Source organism: Brachyspira hampsonii (genome assembly GCF_001746205.1).
Taxonomy (GTDB): Bacteria; Spirochaetota; Brachyspiria; order Brachyspirales; family Brachyspiraceae; genus Brachyspira; species Brachyspira hampsonii_B.
Map to the genome: position 1 here is coordinate 62,610 of NZ_MDCO01000012.1, position 11,464 is coordinate 74,073.

An 11,464-nucleotide genomic window follows, 5' to 3' on the forward strand; every position below is an offset into this window, starting at 1 on the left:
ATAAATAAATATTCACAAATTTTCTACTTCTATTATATATAAATAAAAAATTATTCGCTTTTAGGCTCTTTTAAGTAAACTTAAAAGACGCTCATAATTTTTTATATAAATAAATATTCACCAAATTTTTTACTTCTACTATAAATAAAAAATTATTCACAAATTTTCTACTTCCTCTATACTCAAGCCTGTTAATTCACTGATAAGATTAATATCCATAGCTCTCGCTTTCATATTTTTTGCCATAGATATTGCTTTATTTCTTTCTCCTTTCTCTATACCTTTCTCTATACCTTTCTCTATGCCTTTCTCTATACCCTGTTCTATGCCTTTCTCTATACCTTGTTCTATACCTTTCTCTATACCTTCCTTTATACCTTCTTCTTTAGCTTTTTTCATATCTAATTCTATACTTTTATTAAAAAAATATGTGTCTACTTCGCGTTTTTTATATTTATCCATTACTGGGCTGTCATTAACAAAAGTCTGGCATTTTTTTTCTACTTCTTCAAATATGGTATTTTCTTTCATTAAGATAGACATATTTTCCCCCTTAAAAAATTTTACCCAAGAAATAAATTCTTTATGTATGTTGTCTAAAGTTTCTATTGCAGAAATATTTTTTAAATTGAATTTAGGTAATTCTACAAAATGTAATTGACAATGATCTGTGAGAATTTTATTATTATTTAATTCTTTTAATACATAACAGCTATGAACTTTATCTTCTTCTGTTAAAACGAAATTGGTAATATTAATACTTACAGTTGGTTTTAATTCATCATAAAAAGAACCTCTATTTAAACTAGAACTATAATTATAAGCCCAATAGTATAAAGCCTCTATAGCCTTATCATAGTCTTTAATAGCTTCTTCATACTGTCCTAAATTATCTTTAGCAATTCCTCTGTTATAATAAGCGTTTCTATAATCAGGGTCGAGCTCTATAACCTTATCATAGTCTTTAATAGCTTCTTCATACTGTCCTAAATTATCTTTAGCAATTCCTCTGTTATTATTAGCATCACTATCATTAGGGTCTATCTCTATAGCCTTATCATAGTCTTTAATAGCTTCTTCATACTGTCCTAATTTTTCTTAATATATTCATCTTGAAACGCTAACTATTTTTTATTGATTATTAATAAAAAATTGCTTCATTAAAATTAAAAAATCTCGCTTTAAGGCTCTAGCTATTTTATAGTTTATTCATCTTAAAAATATATTAATGTATTACACAATTTATATTATTTGGCACCAAGTTCTTTTAATTTTTCTATTGCCTCGTCTTTTTCAGCATAATCTAAAACTCCGTCTCCATCCTCATCTGTACTGTTTATATCTATACCCAAATCATGAACTAAATACTCAAACACATCTACATTATCATATAAAGCAGCCATATGAAGTCCGTTTGCATCATACATATTTTGAGAATTAACTAAATCAGAATCAAAGTTTACAAGCATTTTTATTACATCAACATTCCCACTACTACAAGCCCATAAAAAGGCATTCCATCCTTTTTCATCTTTTACATAAGGGTCTGCTCCATTGTCAAGAAGATATTTCATTATACCCAAATCTCTGTAAAATACAGCAAATATCAAAGGTGTAACACCATTAGCAGCATAACTATCATTCATAAAATCGCTGTATATACTATCATCGCCATAATAAGACTCATCAATATCTCCGCCTTTTTCTATTAATTCCATTACTCTCTTTAAACTATGATTTTCTATAGCCTCAAATATATCATACTCTTCGCTGTACTCTCCTTCTTCTCTGTTACCATAAGAAAAAACAGAGTTCATATTAACAAATTTACCCTGAATCTTTACAACATTAGTGTAAGTTTTATGATAAATATTATCTGGACTGCTTACATACACAGAATTATTGCTTATACTAGCCTCTTCTTTTTTACCGCAGGAAACAATAAAAGTAATCATTAAAACAAAAGAAATTAATAACAATCTTTTCATATACTGCCTCATAGTAATTAATCATTTTGAGTATTATACTATAAAAATAAATTATTTTATATGGTACAGAAATTAAAGAATTAAAAATAAAAAAATACCACTCATAAAATATATGAATGGTATTAATTTTCTATTATCAAAAATAAATCATATAGCCTCAGAACCGCCTATAATATCAAGAAGCTCATTAGTAATATGTTCCTGTCTTGCCCTGTTTGCTTTATTTTTAAGGTCTGTTAATAATCTTTCAGCATTGTCGGTAGCATTTCTCATAGCCACAGATCTTTCAGCATTTTCAGACAAAAAAGAACTAGTAAGCATAAAATAGAAATATGTTTTAATAGCCATAGGTACAACTTCTTTAAGTACATCTTCTACATTAGGCTCTATTACATATTCTAATTTTTTCTTAATTTTATGTCCCTCAATATCTTCCTCATCAGGTATCATGGGAATCAAACTTTTAATTTTAGGTATATGTACAACTCTAGTATAATACCTAGTATATATAACCTCTACCCTAGAAGCATTGTCAACTGCATATTCATGCATGAAACGCTGAACTACTGCAGAACAATCATCAAAAGTAGACTCTTCATCTATACGAGGATATTTTCTAGCTATTGGTATGCCCTGCTTTTCAAAATAGACTTCCCCTTTTTTTCCAAGTACATGAAGCTGAACCTCTCTGCCATGTCTATGATGATGCCTGATTCTCTCCATAGCTTCATCAAAAATTTTAGTATTATAAGAACCGCATAAACCTCTGCTTGAAGTTACAACAAAAAGTATAATATTTTTTATTTTCTTTTTAGGAGCAAGAAGCGGATGCACATGATCCATATCAGAATGCGAAAGATCCTCTACTATTCTATTAAGTTTTTGAGTAAAAGGACGCATACCCTGCTCTACTGCAAGTATTTTAGCTGTTCTGGATCTTGCTATCATATCCATAGTTTTTGTTATTTTATGTGTACTTGATATAGCTTTAATTCTTGATTTTAATACATTAAGTTTCTCTGCCATAATAAAAACTCCAAATTATTAGAATTTTTCAACTTTCTAAATCTTTATATAATCTATCAATTATATCATTATCAATATTTTCATCAAATTTACGGGCGAATAAATTGTTTTTAATATTATTTTTTAATTTTTCATAATCTTTCATCTGCAAATTTATAGGAGTGCCTACTCCCCATATAAGATACCTTAAACAATCATTTACACAATTATCTTTGAATTTACCGCTCATTAATATAGACTGGAAAAAAATTTCATCACTTCCCCAAGTATAATTAAATCTTTTTAAGTATTCAGGATTTTTTTCTACATAATCTAATATATATTTAATTGCATTGTTAGTTAAATTCCACCACTGAGAACCATAGTATATATTTTCAGGTGTTGTTCTTTTGATAAAAGGTATATTAGATATAGCCTCTCTAAATCTTCTGCTTAATAACTTTCTGTATATTTTACCAAAATTATAAGCATTAAGCCTAAATGACATTTCTTTATACATGTCCTCATAATCTCTGATATTCTCAAATGAAGTAAATTCTTTATCTTTATTTTCATCAAAAAAATCAATAATTTCCTTATTAGTTTTTAAAGGAATATCCTGACCGCTTATAAAAATATACCTGTCATAATTATTTTTATGAGCCTCTCTAATTAAAAATAATGTCGCTATAACTAAACTTACCCCGCCATGATAAGTTTTAATTTCTTTATAAACTTTAACATTATCAAAACTTTTTATATTTAAATTAGCTCTTTTATCTATATGCACATAAATATCAAAATCTTTTTTAAGATGATTAATTAATCTCATCGTCTGATTTTGATTTTTATGTGCTAATATCAAAAAACAAATTTTACTCATATATTTTAGAATTTAGACTTAAACTCTTCTATAACATTATAAAGCTCGTCAATATCTTCTATATCCTTTTTATCTCTGATATTATCAAGTATATTCTGCTTATCAGCTTTAATATACTGAATGAGTCTCCATTCAAATTCATGAACTCTGTCAACTTCAATATTATCTAAAAAGCCTTTAGTAGCTGCAAATATAACAATAACCTGTTCTTCAAAAGGCATAGGACTGCACTGTTTCTGTTTTAATAACTCAACCATTTTAGCACCTCTGTCCAACTGTGCCAAAGTAGCCTTATCAAGCCCAATACCAAGCTGAGAGAATGCCTCTAAAGATCTGTAAGAAGCAAGATCCAATCTTAAAGTACCGGCAACCTTTTTCATAGCCTTAGTCTGAGCATTACCGCCTACACGAGAAACCGATATACCTACATCTATAGCAGGACGAACCCCGCTCATAAACAAACTAGTAAGCAAATATATCTGTCCGTCAGTAATAGAAATAACATTCGTAGGAATATAAGCAGATACCTCATTATCCTGAGTTTCTATTATAGGAAGTGCTGTTAAAGAACCTCCTCCTAATTCATCACTAAGTTTAGCTGCTCTCTCAAGAAGTCTTGAATGCAAATAGAATACATCGCCCGGAAAAGCTTCCCTTCCAGGAGGTCTTCTTAAAAGTAATGATATCTGTCTATAAGCATTAGCCTGTTTAGTTAAGTCATCGTATATAATTAATGTGTCTTTTTTATGTTCATACATGAAATATTCAGCCATAGCACATCCGGCATAAGGAGCTATATAGAGAAGCGGAGCAGAATCAGCCGCAGTAGCAGCAACTACTATAGTGTAGTCTAATGCTCCATGCTGTCTTAATGTATCAACAACACCTGCAACAGTAGAAGCCTTTTGCCCTATAGCTACATAAACACATATAACACCTGTTCCTTTTTGATTGATTATAGCATCAAGAGCAATTGAAGTCTTACCTGTACCTCTGTCGCCAATAATAAGCTGTCTTTGACCTCTTCCTACAGGAGTCATAGAGTCAATAGCCTTAATTCCTGTTTGAAGCGGCTGTTTTACCGCCTGCCTATCAGCAATACCTGGAGCTGGAAACTCTATCACCCTTCTTTTATCAGTAGTAATTTCTCCATGTCCGTCTATAGGAACACCCAAAGGATTAACAACTCTTCCTAAAAGAGCTTCTCCTACAGGTACTTCTAATATTCTTTTAAGTCTGCTGACTTTACTTCCTTCTTTAATACCGTAATAATCACCCAAAACTATAGCCCCTATAGTTTCTTCTTCCAAGTTAAAAGCAAGTCCAACCGCACCGCTTTCAAAAAGTATCATCTCATTAGCCATGACATGCGGAAGCCCAATAATTCTAGCTATACCGTCTCCAACTTCTACAACCACTCCAACTTCATTAGGAGTAAAATCAGCTTTATAATTCTTAATCTCCTCTTTAAGAACTGCTGCAATTTCACTAGCTTTTATATTCATAAAAAATCCTCAAAATATAAAAATATATCAATTAATTTCAGAAATAGAAGATTTTAATTCGGTAAGCAGCCTTCTAATACTATAATCATACACAATATCTTCTATCTCTATTACAACACCGCCTATTATATTTTCATCTATATCAAAAGTAAAATGTATGTCTTTATTCAAAATTATGCCTTTAATATGCTCTTTAAGTTTATTCATATCTTCTGTATCAGTGATATTTGATGCAGTTGTAATTTTAACTATGATTATATTATAGTATTCATTGCATAAATTTTCATATTCCACTATTATAGCAAATAAAATATTAATCATATCTCTTTCTATTAAGATAGCAATAAGATTAAATGTTTCTTCTGAAATATTATCAGCATATATTTTTTTTAATATACTCATTCTTAAATGTACATCTATAAAATTAGATTTAAAGAAATCATATATATCATTATCTGCAAGTAAAGAAGAATAAACAATATTCAAATCACTTTTAATAGTTTCTATTTTACCTATATCTGAAGCAATATCAAACATAGCCTTAGCATAATTTTTAGCACTAGATTCATTTTTTACAATACGGCTAAATCTATTTGCCTTTTCCTTCGTAATCTCTTTAAGCACTTCTTTTTTGAGATCACTTAAAATACTTTCAGCAATAGAATCCATATTATATAACTCCTACAATGTTTAATTAATTACCATAAGTAAATTTATTATGTAATAAATCTATTTGATTTTTTATACTATAATCATAAACTACAGAGCCAATATATACTATTATTCCGCCTATAATATTTTCATCAATCACTGTTTCATAAGATATTTCATTATTAGAAAAACATTTAACCGTTTGAATAATATCTTTTATCGTATTATCATCAATAGTGCCTGCTGTAATAATACGAACTCTCACTATATTGTTATAATCATCTGCTATCTCTTTATATAAAGCAACAATATCAGGCAGTACATCTATACTATTATGTTCCGTTAATATAGATACAAAAGCATAAGTTTCTTTAGAAAGTATTGGTTTTAATCTCTTATCTATTAATTCTTTTTTATTCTTTTCAGAAATTGATCTGTCAAAAAAATATTTTTTAATGTCAATATCCTGAAATAATTTTGAACATTCAGAAAGTTCATTATATATCTCTTTTATCATTCCAAGCTCTCTGGCTATATCAAATATAGCATTAGCTGTAGGTTTTAATATTTGCAATTTATCACTTTCTTTCATAAGATTATTCACTTCCTAAAATCTTAAATATCATGATTTATTTTTCACCATTTTCTTTATTTACATTACTAATAAATTCATTAATCAAAGCCTGATTATCTTCTTTATTAATATTTCTTTTAAGAATAGTTTCTGCCATAACAACAGCAATATCAAGTGCCTGTTTTTTCACACTATTCATAGCTTCTTCTTTAGATCTGTCTATTTCAGACATAATTTTATTTTTATTAACTTCAGCCTCCTCTCTGGCATTATTAATAATTTTATCTCTAATCCTATTTGCTTCAACTCTGGCATTTTCTATAATAGAACTAGCCTCAGTTTTAGCATTATCAATTTGTTCTCTATATGCTGCCAAAGATTTTTTAGCATTTTCTCTGGTTTTTTCAGCTTCTTCCAAATCCTCTTGGATTTTATCAGCACGGGCATTTAATCCCTTCAATATTATTTTCCAAGTAGAAGCACCTAATATAGCAAGAACTAGTAAAAATGTGATCCAAGTCCAGATGATAATACCGGGATCTATTTTTAAAAGTGCCATACATATACCTCCAAATTTTTATTTAATTATTTTGTAAATAATGCAAGGATACAAATAACCAAAGCAAAAAGTCCAACACCTTCTATAAGTGCTGCTGCTATAAGCATAGCTGTCTGTATTTTTCCGGAAACTTCCGGCTGTCTAGCAATACCTTCTACTGCTCTAGAACCTATAAAACCTATTCCTAAACCAACTCCTATAGCAGCAAGTCCTGCTCCTATTGCTGCTCCTAATATAGAAAGTTCCATTTTTTAATTCTCCTTTTATTTAAAATTTTATTAATCTATAAATTAATGCTCATCACTAATAGCAATTCCTATATAAACTGCTGATAATAATGAGAATATATAAGCTTGTAAAACAGATACAAACATTTCAAGTACATATATAAAGCCTAAAAACAATACCGCAAAAGGCGAAACTAATAAAGTCCCAGACATAATAATCAAATATGGTATAACTATCATCATTATGTGGCCGCCTGTGATATTTGCAAATAAACGAATAGCAAGTGCAAAAGCTCTATTAAATAATGTAATAAATTCCAATACCCATATTATAGGTATAAGCGGTATAGGAAGTCCTTTAGGTACCAAACCAGTCCAATATTTTATTAAACCTTTCTTCCTTATACCAGCAAAAATATACACTATAAATACAATCAATGCTATAGCAGCTGTAAATCCTATATTAGCACCAAGTCCTCCGGCAATATAAGCATGCTCCCCATCTTGTGTAGGAACTTTTATAGATGCCGGAATAAGTCCTAATATATTAGAAAATAATACAAATAAAAATATTGTAAGACAAAAAGGCACATATTTCTTACCTTCTTCGCCTAAAGTGGCACCTATAACATCCTTATTCATATAATCAATAAGCCCTTCTAATATACTTTGTAAATATGTGGGTCTCCTAAAAGGTCTTTTTAACTTATGAGATAGATATTTCATACTGCATACGGATAAAATACCCGCTAAAGTTACCAATATTATATGTTTTGTTATCTTAAAATCAAAATCAACATATTTTCCAAATTTTATTGGTATTGTATAAAATGGATGTTCTGTGTTATCGGTTATCTCTTCCATTATATAATCATTGATGCTTTCAGCACTATAGAGGATATTAGAAGAAAATACACAGCTTAATATTAAAGTTAATATAAAAACTTTCCTAAGCAAAAATAATTTTTTAAACATAATAAAAATTACTACCTTGTACACAAATTTCATAAAAATGATAAAAATATTTTATATAAATTCTAATTTTTAATAATTTTATAACTATTAAATAAAAAATCAACTATTATTATTCATTTTTTATAATTTACTTAAATTTAATTTATATTCACAATTTAAATAAATTAAAAATTAGCCAAAGCTTCAGTTTCTGTAGCAAATACAGGAAAAAAACTATTAATTTTAGTAAGTTCAAACACCTTTTTAACAGGATCTGTAATCTTTATAAAACATATTTTACCATTTATCTTCTTAAATCTTCCAAGTGCAGAAATAAATACCCCTATTCCGCTGCTGTCTATATAATAAACATCTTCCATATCTATTATTATCTTTTTAGCCCCAAGCTCTATTTGTGAAAAAATAAAGTCTTTCAAATCAGATGAACTATAAACATCAATGTCTCCATCTAATTTTAATATTACAGTGTTATTTTCTAATTCTTTAACATTTACTTCCATGATAGTAAAACTCCATTTATAATTATATTGAAGTTGTTTTATAACTTCAATATTAAACTAAATATAAATATTTACAATAGTCAATTACAAATATTTTATGTATAGAATGTATAATATAAGCTGTATTTTTTATTTAATTTATAAAATTGTATATAAAAACTGTAAATTTTTATATACAAAATGTATTGACAATAAAAAATAATTATAATAAGATGTACTTCACAAATAAAAATGACACTAGTATCGTTTTTATTTTTCATATTAATTTTTCAAATATGAGGTGAACATCAAAAAAACATGCCAAAAGTTAATCAGGAATATTTTGAGAATAAGAGAAAGATAATACTAGAGGCAGCTATGCGAGTTTTTTTAAGAAAACCTGCTTATAGTGTTACGATGAAAGATATCGTTAAGGAATCACAGTTAAGTCAAGGAGGTGTTTACAAGTATTATTCAAATATAGATGATATTGTTATTTCATTGCTTAATAGTAAGAAAACAAATATAAATCCTAAAAACATCATAGAAAAATACAATTGCGAACCTGAAAAAGTTATATTTGGATTATTTGAATATTTTAAAAAATTTTTTTTTATTACAGCAAGCGAATTTGGGAAAATAATGTTTGAACTTCAGCCGATTTTTTTTAATGATAAAAAAAGATTTGAAAAACTTAAAAAAAATATAAATCAGGATGTTAATCTATATTTTTGGCTTACTGAATTATTTTTATTTATAGATAGAAAAATAGAAGAAAAATATTTCATGCCGGAAGTAGATCAGAATGATATATATATGCAAATAATAGTAACTATAGCAGGTATAGGAACTGAATTAATATTAACCAAATATTATGATTTTGATAGAAAATTATATTATTATAAGGATAATGTGGAACAAAATAGAAGTTTAGAGATTAATTTGAATAATTTAATTGATAATTTGTGTAAAACTGTATTATACTTACTTGGAAGTAAATATAGTTTTGAGAACCTTAAAAATTGGAAAATCGACATATAAATTATTGTAATAAGGAGTGGTAATGAAGATTAAAATAGAGTTTATAATATTTTTATTAATGTTTTTTACAGTTAATATTTTATATTGTCAGACTAATACTTTAACTTATGCGGCTTATATGGAAACTATAAGAGATCAAATTCCTGAATTAAAAATAAATGCTGTTACAGAAACTAATGCTGAGATGAATTTACTTAGTGCTCAAAGTTCCGGAGATGTTAATTTATCCGCTCAGCTTGGGGCAGTAGGTAAATATGGAAGTTTATCAAGCGGAAGCAGCTCTAATTCAACATCAGTAGGTCCCTCAGTGGAAGCAGCAGGTATACGGGCTGGTATAGGAATAGGCTCTTTAATACCATACAGCGGAACAACTTGGTCTGTTAATCTGACACATAATTCATTTATAGGCGGTAAATTGTATGCACCGAATAGCTCTCAGTCAGTTGATTTTAATAATTATATGCCTTCTCTTACAATACAAGTTACTCAGCCGCTTTTAAGAAATTTTTTTGGTACTTTAGATAGGTATCCAATAAAAGATGCCGAATATGCTCTTGCTATAGCTAAACTTCAAAGAAAATTAGATGATGCAAGTGTTATAGTTTCATATCAGAAAATTTATTATCAATGGATAATGTATGAAAAACTTCTTGCATACTACAGAAGCATGTACATCACTGCAAGAAGATTTGAAAATCAGATGAGAGACAGATATAATAACGGACTTATAGATAATGATGATTATCAAAATGCAAGAACTCAGACTATGCTATACAGCGATTATTATGCTCAGAATCAGGTTTATTTAGAAAGTCTTTTAGCAACAGTGAGTTTCTTTATGCCTGTAACTAATATAAAACCAGATCATACCACTTGGGACGCTTATTTAGATTTAGGAAGCAATATGCAGATGGAGGCAGTTCCTTTTGCTGACAGTGTAAACGGACAAATTGCATATCAATCAAAAATAAGAGCAGAATATACTCTTGAAGCTATGAAAAATGGAACTTTGCCTAATTTAGATATTGTAGGAAATGTTAGTTTGAATGGTATTAGTCCGAACAGTTCCGGTTATTTTCAGTCTTTTGGAAGTATGACAAATGTGGACTTTTTTGCAGGAGTTCAGTTCTCATATCCTATAGGAAACAGAGCAAATAAAGCTCAGTATCAAATGGCTGAAAATTCTCTATACGGAATCATAGCTCAGTATGATCAATTAGAAAAAGATTTTAATACTCAATTACAAACATATATTTCAAGATTTAATGCTTATAAGAACTTAATAGCAAGCAAGCAAATGCAGATAAGGGCTATTAATTCAAGAATAGCAACTCAGCTTCAAAAATTAGATCAAGGGCGTTTGGAAATTGATGATTTACTTACATCAAGATTGGATTTAGTTGCTACGCAGACAGAGCTTTTAAATCTTCAGTATGAGTTTATAACAACTATATTTGATTATAGAGCTCTACTTGCAATTGATTATGAATAAAATATTTTTTTATTAGATACTTTATAAGGATTTAGAGGAATATATATAAATCATTTTAGAGGTTAATTAAATTATTAGCCTCTAA

At 28.4% G+C, this 11,464-nt stretch carries 12 protein-coding genes and 2 pseudogenes; 2 read left to right on the forward strand and 12 right to left on the reverse strand.

Translation table 11 applies throughout. The annotated features are described in order from the left end of the window. Positions 1-156: 156 nt before the first annotated feature. The 12 genes and pseudogenes from BFL38_RS09265 to BFL38_RS09315 form a co-directional block, all read right to left on the reverse strand. Positions 157-840 (reverse strand): annotated as a pseudogene (locus tag BFL38_RS09265) (Rpn family recombination-promoting nuclease/putative transposase); the annotation flags it as partial. A 12-nt stretch (positions 841-852) separates the two neighbouring features. Then, a pseudogene (locus BFL38_RS15765) lies at positions 853-1,089 on the reverse strand (tetratricopeptide repeat protein); the annotation flags it as partial. 158 nt (positions 1,090-1,247) lie between these two features. Beyond that, on the reverse strand, positions 1,248-1,988 hold the full coding sequence (locus BFL38_RS09270) for an ankyrin repeat domain-containing protein (RefSeq protein WP_069726796.1): 741 nt from the start codon (positions 1,986-1,988) through the stop codon (positions 1,248-1,250). Between the two features lie 147 nt (positions 1,989-2,135). Next, positions 2,136-3,014 (reverse strand): ATP synthase F1 subunit gamma, encoded by an 879-nt coding sequence (gene atpG / locus BFL38_RS09275; RefSeq protein WP_069726797.1) that lies wholly within the window; start codon positions 3,012-3,014, stop codon positions 2,136-2,138. 28 nt (positions 3,015-3,042) lie between these two features. Then, positions 3,043-3,876 carry a beta-1,6-N-acetylglucosaminyltransferase gene (locus BFL38_RS09280; protein WP_069726798.1) on the reverse strand — a complete coding sequence of 278 codons (834 nt, stop codon included), beginning with the start codon at positions 3,874-3,876 and terminating at the stop codon, positions 3,043-3,045. A gap of 5 nt (positions 3,877-3,881) precedes the next feature. Beyond that, positions 3,882-5,381 (reverse strand): F0F1 ATP synthase subunit alpha, encoded by a 1,500-nt coding sequence (gene atpA, locus BFL38_RS09285; RefSeq protein WP_069726799.1) that lies wholly within the window; start codon positions 5,379-5,381, stop codon positions 3,882-3,884. A gap of 27 nt (positions 5,382-5,408) precedes the next feature. Continuing rightward, complete coding sequence (gene atpH / locus BFL38_RS09290; RefSeq protein ID WP_069726800.1) at positions 5,409-6,050, reverse strand: ATP synthase F1 subunit delta; 642 nt, start codon at positions 6,048-6,050, stop codon at positions 5,409-5,411. A gap of 25 nt (positions 6,051-6,075) precedes the next feature. Beyond that, positions 6,076-6,624 (reverse strand): ATP synthase F1 subunit delta, encoded by a 549-nt coding sequence (atpH, locus tag BFL38_RS09295; RefSeq protein WP_069726801.1) that lies wholly within the window; start codon positions 6,622-6,624, stop codon positions 6,076-6,078. Positions 6,625-6,661: 37 nt separating this feature from the next. After that, positions 6,662-7,165 (reverse strand): F0F1 ATP synthase subunit B, encoded by a 504-nt coding sequence (gene atpF / locus BFL38_RS09300; protein ID WP_008723513.1) that lies wholly within the window; start codon positions 7,163-7,165, stop codon positions 6,662-6,664. Between the two features lie 26 nt (positions 7,166-7,191). Beyond that, positions 7,192-7,413 carry an ATP synthase F0 subunit C gene (gene atpE / locus BFL38_RS09305; RefSeq protein WP_008723511.1) on the reverse strand — a complete coding sequence of 74 codons (222 nt, stop codon included), beginning with the start codon at positions 7,411-7,413 and terminating at the stop codon, positions 7,192-7,194. A gap of 42 nt (positions 7,414-7,455) precedes the next feature. Then, positions 7,456-8,367 (reverse strand): F0F1 ATP synthase subunit A, encoded by a 912-nt coding sequence (atpB, locus tag BFL38_RS09310; RefSeq protein ID WP_069726802.1) that lies wholly within the window; start codon positions 8,365-8,367, stop codon positions 7,456-7,458. Between the two features lie 164 nt (positions 8,368-8,531). After that, positions 8,532-8,867 carry an STAS domain-containing protein gene (locus BFL38_RS09315; protein WP_069726803.1) on the reverse strand — a complete coding sequence of 112 codons (336 nt, stop codon included), beginning with the start codon at positions 8,865-8,867 and terminating at the stop codon, positions 8,532-8,534. 297 nt (positions 8,868-9,164) lie between these two features. Between BFL38_RS09315 and BFL38_RS09320 the strand changes: the two genes are divergently transcribed. Together BFL38_RS09320 and BFL38_RS09325 are read left to right on the forward strand one after the other, a co-directional pair. Then, positions 9,165-9,887, forward strand: a complete 723-nt coding sequence (locus tag BFL38_RS09320; protein WP_069726804.1) for a TetR/AcrR family transcriptional regulator — start codon at positions 9,165-9,167, stop codon at positions 9,885-9,887. A 22-nt stretch (positions 9,888-9,909) separates the two neighbouring features. Next, on the forward strand, positions 9,910-11,379 hold the full coding sequence (locus BFL38_RS09325; RefSeq protein WP_069726805.1) for a TolC family protein: 1,470 nt from the start codon (positions 9,910-9,912) through the stop codon (positions 11,377-11,379). Positions 11,380-11,464 lie beyond the last annotated feature (85 nt).